Annotated in this window: 15 protein-coding genes; 12 read left to right on the top strand and 3 right to left on the bottom strand. The window is 71.8% G+C overall.

Translation table 11 applies throughout. The features are described from left to right. The first annotated feature begins 6 nt into the window (after positions 1-6). Positions 7-867, top strand: coding sequence for a bifunctional methylenetetrahydrofolate dehydrogenase/methenyltetrahydrofolate cyclohydrolase (locus F4562_RS12550; protein WP_184538455.1), 861 nt, complete (start codon positions 7-9; stop codon positions 865-867). Positions 868-1,009: 142 nt separating this feature from the next. Here the strand turns inward: F4562_RS12550 and F4562_RS12545 are convergent, their stop codons facing one another. Beyond that, complete coding sequence (locus tag F4562_RS12545) at positions 1,010-1,660, bottom strand: FHA domain-containing protein (RefSeq protein WP_184538457.1); 651 nt, start codon at positions 1,658-1,660, stop codon at positions 1,010-1,012. Positions 1,661-1,841: 181 nt separating this feature from the next. Here F4562_RS12545 and F4562_RS12540 point away from each other — a divergent pair, with 181 nt between their 5' ends. From F4562_RS12540 to F4562_RS12530, 3 genes are all read left to right on the top strand, one after another. After that, positions 1,842-2,963: a citrate/2-methylcitrate synthase gene (locus F4562_RS12540; RefSeq protein WP_184538459.1), complete on the top strand. Its 1,122-nt coding sequence runs from the start codon at positions 1,842-1,844 to the stop codon at positions 2,961-2,963. Between the two features lie 76 nt (positions 2,964-3,039). Beyond that, entirely contained in the window at positions 3,040-3,327 is a 288-nt protein-coding gene (locus F4562_RS12535; RefSeq protein ID WP_184538461.1) for a DUF3017 domain-containing protein, read from the top strand. A 114-nt stretch (positions 3,328-3,441) separates the two neighbouring features. Beyond that, a complete protein-coding gene (locus F4562_RS12530) occupies positions 3,442-4,656 on the top strand; it encodes an NADP-dependent isocitrate dehydrogenase (RefSeq protein WP_184538463.1) in 1,215 nt (404 codons plus the stop codon). Between the two features lie 112 nt (positions 4,657-4,768). Here the strand turns inward: F4562_RS12530 and F4562_RS12525 are convergent, their stop codons facing one another. Next, positions 4,769-6,373, bottom strand: coding sequence for an RNA polymerase sigma factor (locus tag F4562_RS12525; protein ID WP_184538465.1), 1,605 nt, complete (start codon positions 6,371-6,373; stop codon positions 4,769-4,771). A 276-nt stretch (positions 6,374-6,649) separates the two neighbouring features. On the opposite strand from F4562_RS12525, the gene F4562_RS12520 reads away from it, so the two are divergent. The 3 genes from F4562_RS12520 to F4562_RS12510 all read left to right on the top strand — a co-directional run bounded on the left by F4562_RS12520 (position 6,650) and on the right by F4562_RS12510 (position 11,589). After that, complete coding sequence (locus F4562_RS12520) at positions 6,650-9,250, top strand: bifunctional serine/threonine-protein kinase/glutamate ABC transporter substrate-binding protein (RefSeq protein WP_184538467.1); 2,601 nt, start codon at positions 6,650-6,652, stop codon at positions 9,248-9,250. A gap of 181 nt (positions 9,251-9,431) precedes the next feature. Beyond that, positions 9,432-10,409 carry a malate dehydrogenase gene (locus F4562_RS12515; RefSeq protein WP_184538469.1) on the top strand — a complete coding sequence of 326 codons (978 nt, stop codon included), beginning with the start codon at positions 9,432-9,434 and terminating at the stop codon, positions 10,407-10,409. A gap of 280 nt (positions 10,410-10,689) precedes the next feature. Then, positions 10,690-11,589, top strand: a complete 900-nt coding sequence (locus F4562_RS12510; protein WP_184538470.1) for a DUF11 domain-containing protein — start codon at positions 10,690-10,692, stop codon at positions 11,587-11,589. 133 nt (positions 11,590-11,722) lie between these two features. Here F4562_RS12510 and galE read toward each other — a convergent pair whose 3' ends face one another. Next, positions 11,723-12,682 carry a UDP-glucose 4-epimerase GalE gene (gene galE, locus F4562_RS12505; RefSeq protein WP_184538472.1) on the bottom strand — a complete coding sequence of 320 codons (960 nt, stop codon included), beginning with the start codon at positions 12,680-12,682 and terminating at the stop codon, positions 11,723-11,725. Between the two features lie 122 nt (positions 12,683-12,804). Between galE and F4562_RS12500 the strand changes: the two genes are divergently transcribed. The 5 genes from F4562_RS12500 to F4562_RS12480 all read left to right on the top strand — a co-directional run bounded on the left by F4562_RS12500 (position 12,805) and on the right by F4562_RS12480 (position 17,749). Continuing rightward, the gene (locus F4562_RS12500) at positions 12,805-14,118 is read left to right on the top strand and encodes a hemolysin family protein (RefSeq protein ID WP_311733829.1); all 1,314 of its coding nucleotides are present in this window, start codon (positions 12,805-12,807) and stop codon (positions 14,116-14,118) included. A gap of 14 nt (positions 14,119-14,132) precedes the next feature. Then, on the top strand, positions 14,133-15,137 hold the full coding sequence (trpS, locus tag F4562_RS12495) for a tryptophan--tRNA ligase (protein WP_184538477.1): 1,005 nt from the start codon (positions 14,133-14,135) through the stop codon (positions 15,135-15,137). A gap of 73 nt (positions 15,138-15,210) precedes the next feature. After that, positions 15,211-16,164 (top strand): YihY/virulence factor BrkB family protein, encoded by a 954-nt coding sequence (locus tag F4562_RS12490; protein WP_184538478.1) that lies wholly within the window; start codon positions 15,211-15,213, stop codon positions 16,162-16,164. 122 nt (positions 16,165-16,286) lie between these two features. Then, on the top strand, positions 16,287-16,640 hold the full coding sequence (locus F4562_RS12485) for a PadR family transcriptional regulator (RefSeq protein ID WP_246473418.1): 354 nt from the start codon (positions 16,287-16,289) through the stop codon (positions 16,638-16,640). Beyond that, the gene (locus tag F4562_RS12480) at positions 16,637-17,749 is read left to right on the top strand and encodes a hypothetical protein (protein WP_184538481.1); all 1,113 of its coding nucleotides are present in this window, start codon (positions 16,637-16,639) and stop codon (positions 17,747-17,749) included. Before F4562_RS12485 ends, F4562_RS12480 begins: the two co-directional genes overlap by 4 nt. Positions 17,750-17,808 lie beyond the last annotated feature (59 nt).

Here is a 17,808-nt window from a genome sequence, read left to right as displayed (position 1 = left end):
GACCGTATGAGTGCGCAGATTCTCGACGGCAAGGCCACGGCGGCGAAGATCAAGGCAGACCTCGCGACACGGGTGGCCGCGCTGCGTGAGCGGGGTGTCGTGCCGGGGCTCGGCACCGTCCTGGTGGGCGACGACCCGGGCAGCCAGATCTACGTCGCCGGCAAGCACCGCGACTGCGCCGAGGTCGGCATCGCGTCCATCCGCAGGGATCTGCCGGCCACGGCCACCCAGGCAGAGGTGGAGGCGGTCGTCGACGAGCTCAACGCCGACGCCGGGTGCACCGGATACATCGTCCAGTTGCCGCTGCCCCGTCACCTCGACACGCTCGCGCTGATCGAACGGATGGACCCGGAGAAGGACGCCGACGGCCTCCACCCGGTCAACCTGGGCCGTCTGGTCCACATGGTCGACGCGCCGCTGCCCTGCACCCCGCACGGCATCGTCAAGCTGCTGCAGGCCTACGGTGTGCCGCTCAAGGGGGCCGAGGTCGTCGTGGTGGGCCGCGGCATCACCGTGGGCCGCTCGCTCGGCCTGCTGCTGACCCGCCGCTCGGAGAACGCCACGGTCACCCTCTGCCACACCGGCACCCAGGACCTGGCGGCCCACACCCGGCGCGCCGACGTCGTCGTCGCCGCCGCGGGGGTGCCCCACCTGATCACCGCCGACATGGTGAAGCCCGGTGCCGCCGTGCTCGACGTCGGCGTCTCCCGGGTCGAGGGGAAGATCGCCGGTGACGTCGCCCCCGACGTCAAGGAGGTCGCGGGCTTCCTCACCCCCAACCCCGGTGGCGTGGGCCCGATGACCCGGGCCCTGCTGCTCGCCAACGTGGTCGAGGCCGCGGAGCGGCGCCTGCTCGCGCAGAGCTGACAGCAGGGCCGACAGCAGAGCCGCCGGTGGGCTGACAGCAGGGCCACCGGCACGGCTGACGGCCGGCCCGACACCGGGCCGGCCCTCCGCCCGAGCCCGGCCGGGCGGAGCCGGAGCCCGGCAGAGCCGCCCGCCGGGCCCGCTAGGACGCCCTGCGGTTCGCTCCCGCGGCCGCCGCCTGCGACTCCGGGGCCGCGCCGCGCTGCGGCGGCACCACGGGGGTGGGCCGGACCAGCCCCAGGGCGACGACCTCGTTGGCCAGCCTGGTGCGCCGGTTGGTCCCCTCCGGGATCCGGAACTTCTGGTACAGGCGCAGGAGGTGCTGCTTGACCGCCGCCTCCGTCACCACCAGGTCGTCGGCGATCTCCCGCGCGGTGGCCGGGGCGACGAACGCCTCGTCCGACAGCGCGGGACGGCACAGTGACGTCAGGACGTCCACCTCCCGCCTGGTCAGCTCCGGCGCCGCGGCGCGGCGGAGCTCGACCTCGGGAACGAAGTCCTCGCGTGGCAACCCGCCGATCCTAGCCCGTGCCGCGCCGAAGGAGACCACGTCGCCGTCGTCCAGCACCCTCCGGGCGATCGGCCGGCCGTTGACCCGGGTGCCGTTGCGCGACAGGCCCAGGTCGACGACGTACAGGTAGGGTCCGCGCCGCACGAATTCCGCATGCAGCCGGGACACGCTCGGATCACTGAGCCGGATGTCCACTCCGCGACCACGTCCGACCGTCGTGATCTCGGGACGCAACGGGATCACCTCGCCGGTGTCCTCGATGCGTATGAACGGCCCCTCCACGGCAGTTCCTCCCCAGGTAGCCCGCCGTAACTATTCCTACAGCTCCGGCTTACCCAAACGCGGTGATGGGGAATCGCCTTTGCCGGAAGGAGAATCCCACGTGAAATTGGCCTGAGTCTGCTGAAGGGGTTTCCGCTGCTCACAGGTAGACTTCGTTCACAGATAAGCGGAGGAAACACTCATGGCGGACAAGAGCACCAAAGGTCTCGCCGATGTCGTAGCCGCCTCCACGGCGCTGAGTGACATCGACGGTCAGGCCGGTCGCCTCTTCTATCGTGGCTATGACATCCACGATCTGGCCGGCCGCACCACCTTCGAAGAGACCGCGCACCTGCTGCAGTACGGAACCCTCCCGACGCGGGACCAGCTGGCCGCCTACGGGGCCGAGCTGGTGGGGGGACGCGCGCTCGGCGCTCTCGTCGAGACGAACATCCCGGAGGTCGCCGAGAAGCAGGCCCCCATGGAGGCCCTGCGCACGCTGGTCTCCCTGGCCGGCGGCGACGACCCGGACAAGGACTCCAACAGCCCCGAGGCCAACCTGCGCAAGGCCGCCCGGCTGACCGCGCAGCAGCCGATCCTGGTCGCCCGCTACCACGCCGCCCGGACCGGGACCGCGATCCCCGCCCCCGACCCCGCGCTGAGCATCGCGGCGAACTTCCTCCTGCAGATCACCGGCCGCGTCCCCGGTGAGCGCGAGGTCGAGATCTTCGACACCTGCCTGGTGCTGCACGCCGACCACACGATGAACGCCTCCACGTTCGCCGCCCGGGTCTGCGCCGCCACCCTCTCCGACATGCACTCGGCCATCGTGGCCGCCATCGGCACGCTCAAGGGCCCCCTGCACGGCGGCGCCAACGAGCAGGTCATGCGTACCCTGGAGACGCTCGACCCGAGCGTCGTCGCCCGGTCCGTGCGGGACAGACTCGCCGCGGGCGAGAAGATCATGGGCTTCGGGCACCGCGTCTACAAGACCGAGGACCCGCGCGCCACGCACCTGCGCCGGATGTCGCAGGAACTGGCCGAGGCGTCCGGCGACGACAGGTACTACCGGATGTCGAAGGAGATGGAGGAGGTCGTCTTCGAGACGAAGGGCCTCTATCCGAACGTCGACTTCTACGCGGCCACCGTCTACCACTACCTCGGCATCCCGACCGACCTGTTCACTCCGGTCTTCTCGGTCAGCCGCATGTCAGGATGGACCGCACACGTCATCGAACAGCACGCCGACAACCGCCTGATCCGTCCGGACAGCGAGTACATCGGAGAACGGGACCAGAAGTGGAAGCCGATTGCCGAGCGGTGAACCCGACGCCGGTCCGGGCGGGGAACCCGGGCCGGGAACGCCCGCGGGGCCGGACACGGACGGGGGTGGAGGAGCGATGAACGCGCCGGCGACCGGTCCGGTCGACGGCCGCTGGGGGCCGTACCCGCTGGTGCTGGCGGGTGCGGTCCTCGCCGTGGCCTACGCGGTCCTGCTGGATCCGTACTGGGGCGCCTTCGCCCTCGGCGCGGTCCTGACGCTGGGAGCGCTGGCGCGGCTGACAGGGGGAGGACGGCTCGCCGTGCGCCGCACCGCGACCGACACGATCACCCTCGCGGTTCTGGGGATCGCGTTGATGGCCGCGGCGATCGTCCTGGAGTATCCGGACCTCATGCCACGTCCATAAGCGGGGCGAACGGGTGCATTACAAGCCGATTACCCCCGTCCGATAGCCTCAACGGCCAGTGAGCCTCAAAAAGGACCGCCTGGCCATTGTTCGTGCAGAAGGGGAACCACACGCATGCCCAAGATCAAGGTAGCGGGGCCCGTCGTCGAGCTTGACGGCGACGAGATGACCCGGATCATCTGGCAGTTCATCAAGGACCAGCTGATCCTTCCCTACCTCGACGTCGACCTGAAGTACTACGACCTGGGGATCGAGCACCGCGACGCCACCGACGACCAGGTGACGATCGACGCCGCCAACGCCATCAAGCAGTACGGCGTCGGCGTCAAGTGCGCCACCATCACCCCGGACGAGGCCCGGGTCGAGGAGTTCGGCCTCAAGAAGATGTGGAAGTCCCCGAACGGGACCATCCGTAACATCCTCGGCGGTGTCATCTTCCGTGAGCCGATCATCATGTCGAACGTGCCGAGGCTCGTCCCCGGCTGGACCAAGCCGATCGTCGTCGGCCGTCACGCCTTCGGCGACCAGTACCGCGCCACCGACCTGAAGGTCCCGGGCGAGGGCACGCTGACGCTCACCTTCACGCCCAAGGACGGCTCGGAGCCGATCGAGCTCGACGTCTACGACTTCCCGGGCGCCGGTGTCGCGCTGGCCATGTACAACCTCGACGAGTCGATCCGCGACTTCGCCCGGGCCTCCATGCGCTACGGCCTGGCCCGCAACTACCCGGTCTACCTCTCCACGAAGAACACGATCCTGAAGGCCTACGACGGCCGCTTCAAGGACATCTTCGCCGAGGTCTACGAGACCGAGTTCAAGGGCGACTTCGAGGCCGCCGGCATCACCTACGAGCACCGGCTGATCGACGACATGGTCGCCGCGGCGCTCAAGTGGGAGGGCGGCTACGTCTGGGCCTGCAAGAACTACGACGGCGACGTCCAGTCGGACACCGTCGCGCAGGGCTTCGGCTCGCTCGGCCTGATGACCTCGGTGCTCATGACGCCCGACGGACGCACCGTCGAGGCCGAGGCCGCCCACGGCACGGTGACCCGTCACTACCGCCAGCACCAGCAGGGCAAGCCGACGTCCACGAACCCGATCGCCTCGATCTTCGCGTGGACCCGTGGCCTCGCGCACCGCGGCAAGCTCGACAACACCCCCGAGGTGATCGACTTCGCCGACAGGCTGGAGCAGGTCTGCATCGAGACCGTCGAGGGCGGCCAGATGACCAAGGACCTCGCCCTGCTCGTCGGGGGCGACGCCGAGTGGCTGACCACCCAGGACTTCCTGGCGGCCCTGGACGAGAACCTCAGGAAGAAGATGAGCTGACCGGCCCGGTCCGCACCCGTCGGAGGGCCGCCTCCGGGCGGCCCTCCGACGGGTGGTCCACCGACGGGTGGTCCACCGCCCGCCTCCCGCTCCCGCGTACGAGCCGGGGCGGTCACAGGGCCGTCGAGGCGCCCAGCACGATCGGGTCGCCCTCGGGGAGGCCGGGTACGGGCTCGGCCCGGCCGGTGACGGCGTCCATCCGGAAGTAACCCAGCAGCCCGCCCCCGGAGGCGGCGTTCATCCTGACGACCACTTCGCGCGTGCCGGGCCAGCCCACGACCTCGGCCCTGGCGGGCCGCTCGACCTCGGGCAGCGAGAGGGTCTTGAAGACCCGCCGGGAGCCGGCGTCGACGACGTGGAGGCTCTCCCGCCCGCCCTCGCCGGGTGTGACCGCGGCGGCGTACTTGCCGCTGGGGGAGTCCTTCCAGGTGCCGTACTTCTCGCGGAGCCAGCCGGCGGCCTTCTCCGTCGCCGGCATCTGTTCCGCCGGTACGGACGTGAGGGTCCCGGTCGCGAAGTCGGTCCGCAACCGCCGCTCGCCCAGCGTGACGGTGAAGCGGCGGCCGTCGGAGGAGACGCTCACCAGCGTGCCGTCCTCGGTGTCCTCGGGGGTGAGGACCGGCGACAGGTAACGCTTCACGCCGCTCTTCAGGTCGTGTGCGACGTAACGGCCCTCGGCGGCGCTGAGATAGGCGATGCGGCGCCCGTCGGGGCTGATGGCGGGGTAGAGGCGGGGGAGCCTGCGGTCGTCGCCGTGTGCGAGCCGCTGGGCGGCGTCGGGGATGCTCAGGGTCGACTCGCACCGGTCGCGGCCCTCGCACTCGGCAGAGCCGTCGCGGCCGTCGCGGCCCTCACGGCCGTCGGAGACCAGCTTGAGCGTCCAGCCCGTGCAGCTCACCTGGCCGGACCGGGGCGGGGCCGCCGTGCCGCCGTCCGGGCAGCGCTCGGGGGCCGCGTAGCGGATCACCGAGGACGTCCGCGGGGGTTGCCACGGCTTCGCGGCGGCGCCCGGTGCGGGCGTGGTCCCCACCTCGGGCGTGCCGGCCGGCGTGGGCGTCGTACCCGGCTCGGAGAGGGTGCCCCGCCGGGGGGTGGAGACGGCACCCACCGGCTCCTGCTCCTGCGCACGGGCCTGCGGGGAGCGGGCGTGACCGCCCTCGCCCAGCGCCGAGTTCCACACCTCGCCCTGCTGCACCAGGGCGAAGCCGGCGATCAGGCCGACGGGGACGAGCACCGCGGCCGCGCCGAGGAGCACCCCCCGGGTGCGCCGCCGCCGGAGCGTGCGCATGGAAAGGCCGGTGAGGTCGGGAACCGAGGCCTCGCCCGCCGCGTTGGCCATTCGGGTGACCAGACGACTCTCGTTGCCGTTGGTCAGGGTCTTCACCGCCTCGGTGATCTCCTGCTCCACGGTCTCCTCGGGCAGTCCGAGGAGACCGGCCATATCGGCCCGGGTTCTGCCGTCGTGCAGGCAGGCGACGACGAGGAGCCGCTGCCGGGGTGGGAGCCGTACCAGGGCGGTGGACCCCGCCGCGCTCGGCCGCTGGAGGAAACGGCGGTAGAGCGCGATCTGGGCGTGCGTCGTCGGGTTCTCCCACAGCGGCGGCGGCCAGGTCTGGGCCACCGTGTGGAAGGAGCGCAGGGCGAGGCGTATGGCCTGGTCGTGGCTGCCGGTGAGAAGGAGGGCGGTGCCGACGAGGGAACGCTGATCGCGCTGCACGAATTCGCGATAACCGGTATATCGGCGCATGGACGTTATTGCTCCGGCTTGCCTGAGGGGCGTTCCACGGTAGCGATCTCAGCGACCGGAACGCCAGATTGGGGTGGTTGACGGGATATTCGGGGACTGGGGGTTCTGCCGCATCCGCGGTGAAGGCGGCGGGCGGCAGAGTGCTGATCGGCGGAAATGTGGAGTCACGTAGGAGTAACGGGGGCAGCGGGTGGGCCAGGTAGACGTAAAGTTTGGCAGGTTGAAGATTACGAGAACGTGGGGACGATGATGCCGGAGATCGCGCCGCTGGAAGCGGGGGAGCCGCAGCGGCTCGGCCCGTTCCGCATCGTCGGGCGGATCGGTGAGGGCGGCCAGGGCGTCGTCTACCTGGGCATGAACACCGTCGAGGAGCGTGTGGCGATCAAGCTGCTGCACGTGAAGTTCTCCGGCGACGCGAGTGCAAGATCACGCTTCGCCCGGGAGGCGCGGGCCGCGCAGCGGGTCGCCTCCTTCTGCACGGCGGCCGTCCTGGGGGCCGACCTCGAAGGCGACACCCCCTACATCGCGAGCGAGTACATCGAGGGCAGGTCCCTGCGGGCCGTCGTGGAGGACGACGGGCCGCTGCGCGGCGCCGCCCTGCAGCGGCTGGCGATCGGCACGGCCACCGCCCTCACCGCGATCCACCAGGCCGCCATCGCCCACCTCGACTTCAAGCCCGACAACGTGCTCATGGCGGCCGACGGTCCGCGGGTGGTCGACTTCGGCATCGCCCGCATCCTCGACTCCACCGGCACCATCACCAGCCGGGCGATCGGCACCCCGGCCTACATGGCGCCTGAGCAGATCTCCGGCTCCTACGTCGGGCCGGAGACCGACATCTTCGCCTGGGGGGCGACGATCGTCTTCGCGGCGACCGGCGAGACCGCCTTCTCGGGGACCTCCATCGCGGTGGTGCTCAACCGCATCCTCAACCACGATCCCGACCTCAGCTCCATGCCCGAGCCGCTGCGCGGGGTGGTCCGCTCGGCGCTGGCCAAGAAGCATCAGGACCGGCCCTCGGCCGACCGGCTTCTGCTCAGGCTGCTGGGTCATCCTGACGCGGCGAACGCCTCACCCGCGATCCTCACCCAGGGAGTCCGGATCGCCACGCCCAAGAGCAGGCGGGACGACGACCGTGACGACGCACGCGACAGGGGGGGTGACTCCGCGCCTGCCCGGGGTGACGACGGCCGCGACCGGATCCGTGAAGGGGGCCAGGAGGCTACCCGGCCCCGGGAGGACGAGGGTGAGGCCACCAGCCCCATTCGGGCCCCCAAGACCAGGCAGGTCAAGCCGCGGACGGGAGCAGGCACGGGGGTGTCCCCGCAGGAGGCGCCTGCGTCGTCCGCCGGCTCCAGCCCTCAGCAGCCCTCCTACGACCAGCCGATCAGGCTGGATCGGCCCATCGCGTCCAACCGGCCCGTCCCGCCCGCCCAGCCGGCCTGGCCCCCCGCGCCGGCGCAGAGCGCGCAGCCGGCCCAGCCCGCGCAGCCGGCCGCCCGGCCTCCCCAGCCCGCGCAGCCCGCCCGGCCGCCCCAGCCCGCCCAGTCCGCCCAGTCCGCTCCGCCGGTCCGGGAGAACCCGACGGGTCAGGACGCGCGGCGACCCTCCGCGTACGAGGAGTCCGCTTCCGGCCGCGGTCCTGCGGCGGGGACAGGCGACCCGGTGGAGACCTTCCGGATCGTCGGGAAGCCGTCCCGCGGTCCCGCGGTTCCCTCTCGCGGTCCCGCGGAGCACTCCCCCGAGTCCACCGAGCTCGTCCGCGGCCCCGCGGACCGGCCGCGTTCCACCGGGCGTGCGGACCGGCCCGGGGTGCCGGGATACCTGGAACACCCCGTTCCCCCCGGCTACCAGACCCCGGCGGGCTATCCGAGCCAGGCGGACGTACCGCCGCCGAGCTGGCAGGCGGGAGTGCAGCCGCCGAGCTGGCAGGCGGAGCCGGTCGGGTACGGCGTCCCCGCCGCCCCCACCCGGCGGCGCCGCGGGCGCTGGATCGCCGCCGGGGTGGCCGTGGTGCTGGTCGCGGTGGCGGCCGTGGCGGCCGTACGGTGGTGGCCGAGAGCCGAGCCGGGTGTCAACACGACGGGGCCGGACGCGTCCACCTCGATGCTCGACAGGGCGGCCAAGACGCGCAAGCTCACCGTCGGCCTGCGCGACGGCCTGCCCGGTATCGCGCTGAGGAACACCGACGGCACGTGGAGCGGTTTCGAGGTCGACCTCGCCCTGGAGATCGCCAAGGCGCTGGGAGTGCCGGAGAGCGGTGTGACCTTCCAGGCCACGACCCTCCCCGACCGGCCCAAGCTGCTCGCGGACGGCGACGTCGACATGGTCCTGGCGACGTACTCGATCAACGACACCGACGACGTCACCTTCGCCGGGCCGTACTATCTCGCCCACGTCGACGTCCTCGTCAAGGACGGCTCGCGGATCCTGGCCGTCAACGGGCTGAAGGGCAAGCGGCTCTGCCAGCCGGCCTCCAGTGCCTCGGTGGCCGTGGTGCAGCGGAAGGCGGCGCCGCTCACGCTGGTCCCGGCCCAGCACTACACCGACTGCATCAACAAGCTGCAGGCGGACCAGGTCGACGCGATTCCCGGTGACGACCTGCTGCTGGCCGGGTTCGCCAACCGGGAGAGCACCCGTTACAAGGTGCTCGGCGCCAAGCTCACCGACGAGCGCTACGCGGTGGCGCTGAAGCAGGGCGACACACGCGGCTGCGAGACCGTCTCGGACGTGATCGCCGACCTCTACCGGAACGGCACGATGGGCAGGCTGCTCGACAGGCACTTCTCCAAGGTCAAGTTCGCCGGCCGGGAGAACACGCTTCCTCCCATGGCCCCCTGCGCGTGACCGTCCGGGGCGGTCTCCGGCGAGGTGGCCGCCCCGGACGCCAGGCGCGGGGGGCCGCCGCGGGCCGGTCGGACGCCGTGCCCGGCGCGCCGGGCGCTGGGCGGGGCCTCGCCGGAAGGCCGCCGGCCCCGGACGGGTAGCATCCGAGCGTCACTGTTCATCCTTCGAGTGGGGGAAGGTCATGGCCCAGACTCCCGTAAAGGTCACCGTCACCGGCGCTGCCGGCCAGATCGGCTACGCGCTGCTGTTCCGCATCGCCTCGGGCCATTTGCTGGGCGCCGACGTCCCGGTCAAGCTGAGCCTGCTGGAGATCCCGCAGGCCGTGAAGGCGGCCGAGGGCACCGCGATGGAGCTCGACGACTGCGCGTTCCCGCTGCTGAGCGGCATCGAGATCACCGACGACGCGAACAAGGCGTTCGACGGTGCCAACATCGCGCTGCTGGTCGGCGCCCGCCCGCGCACCGCGGGCATGGAGCGCGGCGACCTCCTCCAGGCCAACGGCGGCATCTTCGGCCCGCAGGGCAAGGCGATCAACGACCACGCCGCCGATGACATCCGCGTGCTGGTGGTCGGCAACCCGGCCAACACCAACGCGCTCATCGCCCAGCACAGCGCCCCGGACGTCCCGGCCGAGCGTTTCACCGCGATGACCCGTCTCGACCACAACCGCGCGCTGTCCCAGCTCGCCGCCAAGCTCCAGGTCCCGGTCACCGAGATCAAGAAGATGACCATCTGGGGCAACCACTCCGCCACGCAGTACCCCGACCTGTTCCACGCCGAGGTCGGTGGCAAGATCGCCGCCGAGCTGGTGGACGATGCCTGGTTGCGTGACACCTTCATCCCGACCGTCGCCAAGCGCGGTGCCGCGATCATCGAGGCGCGTGGCGCGTCCTCGGCCGCCTCCGCCGCCAACGCCGCGATCGACCATGTCTTCGACTGGGTCAACGGCACCGAGTGGACCTCGGCCGCGATCCCGTCCGACGGGTCGTACGGCGTTCCCGAGGGCCTCATCTCCTCCTTCCCGGTGGCCTCCCGGAACGGCAAGTGGGAGATCATCCAGGGCCTGGAGATCGACGCCTTCTCGCGCGAGCGGATCGACGCCTCGGTGCGTGAGCTTGAGGAGGAGCGCACCGCCGTGCGCGAGCTCGGCCTCATCTGAGACCTCCCGCCCGAGGCCCGGATCAGGGCCCGGTGCCTGAGGTCCGACCGGTCGCCGAAAGGGGGCCCCGGCATGCCGGGGCCCCTTCGCGTTCTCCGGGCGGGCGGCCTGCGTTTTCCCCGGCACGGGCCCCTTCGCGTTCTCCGGGCGGGCGGCCTGCGTTTTCCCCGGCGCGGGTGGCCCGCCCGCGCCGTACTCGTCGGCGCGGTGGGTGTGAACTGCGACGACGCGGCGTGTCGATCATCGCGAACCGGGCCGTACCGGCGTTCAATGATCGTTGATGGTCGGGGGATCGGTGGGCAAGGGGCATGGTGTGGTGCGGGTCGTCGCCGGGGTGGTCAGTCTCGTTCTCGCCGCGGTTCCGGGGCCGGTGCTCGCCGGGCAGGCGCTCGGCGTACCGCTGTCCGCCGGGCAGACGCTCGCCGGACCACTGCCCGCCGGTCGGGGAGGAGAGGATCGGGGGGCGGCCGATCTGTCGGTCCGGTTGTCGGCCTCACCGCCGGTCGCCCAGCCGGGACAGCCGCTGATCTACCGGGCACAGGTGCGCAACGCCGGGCCCGGCGACGCGGTACTGCCCACGCTGACCGTCCGGTTGCCGGACGGGGTGCGGGTGCTCGGTGTCGACGTGGCCGAGTGCGGCCCGGGAGAAGCGGCCAACGAGGTGGTCTGCGCCTCGACCAAGGACGTACTGGCCGGGGAGACCGGCGGGGTGACGATCAACGGCCTGGTCGGGCCGGAGGCGCACGGTCCGCTCAGGGCGACCGCGACGCTCTCCTCCGAGGTCGTGGACGGCAACGAGGCCGACAACTCCGCTCAGGTCTCCACCAGGCTGGACGAGGGCACCGATCTGGCGGTGAGGCTCTCCCGCCGGGCACGTGCCGGCCGCATGGTCACGATGGCGGCGGTGGTGCGCAACCGCGGGCCGAAGCGGGTGCGTGACGCCCTGCTCTTCTTCGACACCGGCGGCGCGCGTTTCCTGCGGGCGGAGGGTGCGCGGTGCGATCCGCTGCCGGGCTCCCTCGGTTGCGAGCTGCGCGCGGTCGGCCCGGGTGAGCGGGTGAGCCTCCGGCTCGCCTTCGTCACCCGCAAGCGCGGTCCGCGGGCCGAGGCGACCGTCTACTCCGCCCGGCTCGGCGACCGCCACCCGGCCAACAACACGGCCAGGTTGCGGCTGGGGTAGAGGGTCGGCCGGCCGCCCTCTTCCCGTGTGGCGCGTTCCCGGCGCGAGGCGGGGGACCGGCCGGCCGGATCGGGCCCCGCCGGTGGCACGGGCCGGTGGAACCCGATCCGGTGGCACGGGCCGGTGGTGCGGGTCAGCGGGGCAGGGCGGCCCAGGCGTCGGCGACGATGTCGCGGACGGACGGGTGTTCGGGCTTCCAGCCCAGCTCGTGCCGGATCTTCTCGGAGGACGCCACCAGCACGGCCGGGTCACCGGCCCGGCGCTCGCACACGACCGCCGGGATCTCGTGCCCGGTCACCTCGCGGCAGACCGACAGCACCTCCTGGACCGAGAAGCCGGTGCCGTTGCCCAGGTTGTAGATCTTGTGCTCACCGGGCGCGCAGGCGTCCAGCGCCAGCAGGTGCGCCACCGCGAGGTCGGTCACGTGGATGTAGTCGCGCACGCATGTGCCGTCGGGGGTGGGGTAGTCCGTGCCGAAGACGTTGACCGATTCGCGCCGGCCGAGCGCGACGGCGAGGATGTTAGGGATCAGGTGGGTCTCCACGGTGTGACGCTCGCGGTAGACCCGCCCGTCCCCCGCGGTGTGGGCGCCGCCCACGTTGAAGTAGCGCAGGCTCACCGCCGCCAGGCCGTACATCTGCGCGAACGCGGTCAGCGCGGTGTCGACCGCGAGCTTGGACGCGCCGTAGGGGTTGGTCGGCCGGGTCGGGTCGGTCTCCAGGATGGGGGAGCGCTCCGGCTCGCCGTAGGTGGCCGCGGTGGAGGAGAAGACGATCCGTCCCACGCCGGCGCCGCGCATCGCGTCCAGCAGGGCCAGGGTGCCGCCGAGGTTGTGCGACCAGTACAGCCCCGGCCGCTCCACCGACTCGCCGACCAGCGACTTGGCCGCGAAGTGCAGCACGCCGTCCATACCGGTCAGCACGTCGGCCGCGTCGGCGATCGAGCCCTCGACGAAGCGGGCACCCGGCGGCACGGCGTCGGCGTGCCCGGTGGACAGGTCGTCCAGCACGGTGACCCGGTGACCGGCCTCGACGAGCTGCGCCGCCACGACGCTTCCTATGTAGCCGGCGCCTCCGGTGACCAGCAGCTTCACAGGGACTCCTGTTCGATGATGTTGATACTTGTTTACTTTTGTAAGCCTACCGCCAGAATATGCTGGCACATCAAATATCGGCCACCACCAGAACCGGCGGTGGCCATGACGGAGACGATCGCGTGAACAGCGTCCTGGCGAACATCGCCTTGGTCATGCTCTTCGTACTGATCGGAGGGTTCTTCGCCGCGGCCGAGATGGCCATGGTCTCCCTCCGCGAGAGCCAGGTGCGGAGGCTCGCCGCCCGGGGACGCCGGGGTGCGCGGGCGGCCAAGCTCGCCCGTGACCCGAACCGCTTCCTGTCGGCCGTGCAGATCGGCGTCACGGTGGCGACCATGCTGTCGGCCGCCTTCGGCGCCGACACCCTCGCCCAGGACCTCGTCCCGGTGGTGACCGGCTGGGGGGTGCCGCAGGCCGTGACGGCCCCGCTCTCCCTGGTGCTGGTCACACTGGCCATCTCCTACCTGTCGCTGGTGCTGGGCGAGCTGGCGCCCAAGCGGATCGCCCGGCAGCGCGCCGAGGGCATCTCCCTGCTGGTCGCGCCGTTCCTCGACCGGATGGCCGCGTTGTCCCGCCCGATCATCTGGGCGTTGTCCAAGTCGACCGACGGGGTGGTCAGGCTGCTCGGCGGCAACCCGGAGGCGGACCGGGAGGAGATCTCCACCGAGGAACTGCGCGACATGGTGGTCGGCCACCACGAGCTCACCGCCGACGAGCGCCACCTGATCGGGGAGGTGTTCGCGGCGGGCAAGCGGCAGGTGCGCGAGGTCATGCTGCCGCGTACCGAGGTGGAGTTCATGTCCCTCGACACCCGGCTGGCCGAGGCGGCGGTGCTGGCCGCGGCGATGCCGCACTCCCGCTTCCCCGTCTACCGCGACTCCTACGACGACATCGTGGGCTTCGTGCACATCCGCGACCTGCTCGACCCGGTGCGGACCGGGTCCATCGAGCCGATCGGCGAGCTGGTGCCGATCCGTCCCGTCAAGCTGGTCCCGGCCAGCAAGCGCGTCATGGCCACGTTGTCGGAGATGCGGGACGAGGGGCACCACCTGGCGATCGTGGTCGACGAGTACGGCGGCACCGCGGGCATCGTCACCCTGGAGGACCTGGTCGAGGAGCTGATCGGCGACATCCGTGACGAGCACGACGTGGCCGACGAGCACGTCGTGCTGCCCGCGGGGGAGATCGAGCTCGACGGGCTGGCCAACCTCGACGACGTGACGGCTCGGATCGGGGTCCGCCCGCCCGACGGCCCGTACGAGACCCTCGGCGGCTTCGTCATGTCCGCCCTGGGCCACCTGCCCACGCTGGGAGAGCGGGTGGAGATCCCCGGGTTCGAGATGGCGGTCACCGAGATGGACGGCCGTCGCGTCTCCCGGGTCAGGATCAAGCGGCGTGCCCCCCGGCCGGAGGCGCCGAGCACTCCGGAAAACTGACACAATTACCTGCTATGGCCAGTCCTCGTGTCCTGTCGGGTATCCAGCCCACCGCCGACTCCTTCCACCTGGGCAACTACCTCGGCGCCGTGCGCCAGTACGTGGCTCTCCAGGAGGGTCACGACGCCTTCTACTGCGTCGTCGACCTGCACGCGATCACGGTGGACTACCAGCCCGAGGCGCTGCGCAGGCGCTCCAGGGTCGCCGCGGCCCAGCTTTTTGCGGTCGGCCTCGACCCCGAGCGCGCCACGGTGTTCATCCAGAGCCACGTCCGCGAGCACACCGAGCTGGCCTGGGTCCTGATCTGCCTGACCGGCATGGGCGAGGCCGGCCGGATGACCCAGTTCAAGGACAAGGCGGCCAAGTTCGGCGAGAGCTCGGCCAGCGTCGGGCTGTTCACCTACCCGATCCTGCAGGCCGCCGACATCCTGCTCTACCAGGCCAACCGGGTGCCGGTCGGGGCCGACCAGAAGCAGCACCTGGAGCTGACCCGCGACCTCGCGCAGCGCTTCAACCACCGCTTCGGCGAGACCTTCACGCTGCCCGAGCCGTACATCGTCAAGGGCGTCGAGAAGATCACCGACCTGCAGGACCCGACGTCGAAGATGTCCAAGTCCTCCTCCTCGCCGGCCGGCATCCTCGACCTGCTGGAGCAGCCGGGGCCGCTGCGCAAGAAGATCATGCGGGCGGTCACCGACACCGGTTCCGAGGTCCTCGCCGACGACGAGAACAAGCCGGGTGTCACCAACCTGCTGCGCATCCAGTCCGCGCTCAGCGGCACGCCGATCCCGGAGCTGGAGGCCCGCTACGCCGGGCAGGGGTACGGCACCTTCAAGAAGGACGTCGCCGAGCTCGTCGTCGACACCTTCACGCCGATCCGGGAGCGGACCGAGAAGCTGCTGGCCGACGAGGCCGAGCTCGACCGCATGCTCGCCGCCGGCGCCGCGCGGGCCCGCGCGGTGGCCGCCGAGACCATGGCCAAGGTGCGTGACCGGGTGGGGTTCCTGCCCGTCCCGTGACGTGCCGCGCACGCACAGCCACATTCGCCGCCGTCCGGCGATCGAGACGGCGGTGAATGGGTAGGGGACGCGCGTGGCAAATGTGCAGGAACGCGTCCAAATAGTCCGCGAGTGGGGCAGAACGACCATCGAGTCGGCCCGGCTGCGCCGGCTCTGGTTCGACCACCTGGTCCGCACCTTCCAGCGTTACCAGCTCCAGTCCGGCGACCGGCTGGCCGGGGCCGTGACCTACTTCGCCTTCCTGTCGTTCTTCCCGATCATCGCGCTGGCCTTCGCGGTCTTCGGGTACTTCCTGTCCGTCAGGCCCGACGCGGTCGCCACCCTGCAGAAGGCGATCGACCAGTACCTGCCGGGCCTCGCCGACCGGCTGCCGATCCAGCAGATCGCCGACTCGCGGACCGGCGCGGGAGTGATCGGTCTGCTCGGTCTGCTCTACGCCGGGCTCGGCGCGATCGACGCCCTGCGTGGCGCGCTCCGCGAGATGTCCATGACCACCGACGCGCCGCTCGGGTTCGCCCTGGCCAAGCTCCGCGACCTGGCCGCGCTGATCCTGGTCGGCGCCACGATGGTCCTGTCGGTGGTGGTCGGCGGCTTCGCCACCCAGGCCAGCGGGATCGTGGCCGGGTGGCTGGGGCTGTCGGAGTCCGGGGTCGGCGCCGTCGCGGTCTGGTTGGCCGGTCTCGCGGTCAGCGTGCTGGCCGACGTGGTCGTCTTCCTCATCCTGCTGGGCTGGCTGGGTCGCGTCCGGCAACCGTTCCGGACGCTCCTGCGCGGTGCCCTGCTGGGTGCGGTCGGGTTCGCCCTGCTCAAGCAGCTCGCCGTGCTGATCCTGTCGGGCACGCTGAACAACCCCGTCTACGGGGTCTTCGCCGTCGTGGTCGGCCTGCTGGTCTGGATCAACCTCTCGGCCCGGGTGATCATGTACACGGCCGCCTGGACCTCGACCGCCTCCCTGGGGCCGCCGCCCGCCCCGACCCCGGTCCCGGCCGGCGTGATGCCGCCCGAGGCCGGCGCCGCGACGGGGTGAGGTCCGGGTCCGCCCCGGAGATGTGCCCGGCCCGGGGCGGCGAATCCGCTGCCCGGCCGCCCCCCGGAGCCATCCATGACGCACCTGCCCAATATCATGCCTCCCGATATATGCTGTGAGGCATGAGTGAAAGGGCGATGACCGAACCGGCGTTCCTCGTCCTCACCGCGTTGGTCGACGAGCCGCGGCACGGCTACGGGATCGTGCGGGAGGTCGAGGAGCTGTCCGGCGGGCGGGTGCGACTCAAGGTGGGCACGCTCTACGGCGTGCTCGACCGGCTGGCCGCCGAGGAACTGGTGGCGTTCGACCGCGAGGAGGTGCAGCAGGGGAGGCTGCGCCGCTACTACCGGCTCACCGACGAGGGGACGCGGGCACTGGAGGCCGAGGCCGTCCGGCTCGCGGAGAACGCCAGAGCCGCCACGGACCGCCTTCGTGCCCGTCGTACGGGCCCGTCCGTCGTGGGCGGGACCGCATGAGCCGCCACCCGGCCGCCCAGCGGCCGGGGGAGGACCCCGGAGAGGACGGCGTGCCGATGAGCCTGCTGGAGAAGCGTTACCGCGCCTGGTTGCGCCTGCTGCCCGCCTCCTACCGCGCCGAGCGCGAGGAGGAGATGGTCTCCGCCTTCCTGGAGGGGTCGCCGGGCGCCTCCGACGAGCACAACCCCCGGCCCCGCTGGGCGGAGGTCGCCAGCGTCGCCGCGCTGGCGGTCCGGGTCCGGCTCGGCGGCGCCGGGGCGGCGCCGAGGTTCCGCTCGTGGGGGGAGGCGGTCCGCCTGGCGGCCCTCCTGGGGCTGTTCTTCCAGGCCGCTCTCAGCGTGCAGGCCGTCGAGACGCTGCTGCGCGTGTACGGGGTGATCGGCGTCCCCGATCCCGCCCTGGCGCAGGTACTCGGGGCACCGGGGTCGTTCGACAGGCTCGTGGACGTCCTGGGAGACCTGTCCGGCACCCTGTGGACGCTTCCCTTCGCGGCGCTCGTCCTGGGCCGCGTGCGCGCCGCCAGAGGGCTGTCCCTGCTCGCCTTCGCACCCGACGTGTACGTCCTGGCTGACGCGCTTCGGTGGGGCGGGGTCACCGCCGGCCTGGTGACGCGGATGGCGATGCCCGCCCTCGTGCTGCTCGCCCTGTGGGCCGGTTTCCACCGCGACGCGCCCGCGGTCCGCCGTTCCCCGTGGATGCTCGCGTGGCCCCTCGCCGCCGGCGCCGGGATCGTCGCGCTCCTCCGGCTGGCGAGCCCCTCACCGGACACCTCCGCCTGGTGGTGGCCGTGGCTGCACGTCTCCGGGCTGGCGAGCGCGCTGATCCTGAGCGTCGGCGCCGCCTGCCTCTACGTGCACGCCCGGGTCCCCGCCCGGCGCACCCCCTCGTGGCCGCTGGCGTTGGCGATCCTCGCGGTGCCGGTGCTGGGCGACCGGCTCTCCGCGGTCCAGTTCGACGTCGCCGACGAGACCGGCCGGATCATCACGACCGTCGCGCTCGTCCAGGCCGCGGCCCTCCTGGCCCTCGCCGTGGCCCTCGCCGTCGTGGGGGTCCGGACGCTGCCCGCCGCCCCGCCGGTGACATCGACCCCCCGGGAGAGCGGAGCCTGACCGGGGCCCGCGCGCCGTGGCCGGGATGTGCGACGGCGCGTGTCGTGGCCGGGGTGCGC

It is taken from the genome of Streptosporangium becharense (assembly GCF_014204985.1).
In the GTDB taxonomy this organism is placed as follows: domain Bacteria; phylum Actinomycetota; class Actinomycetes; order Streptosporangiales; family Streptosporangiaceae; genus Streptosporangium; species Streptosporangium becharense.
The sequence above is the reverse complement of the archived record's forward strand: the minus strand, read 5'-3'. Positions and strand labels throughout refer to the sequence as shown.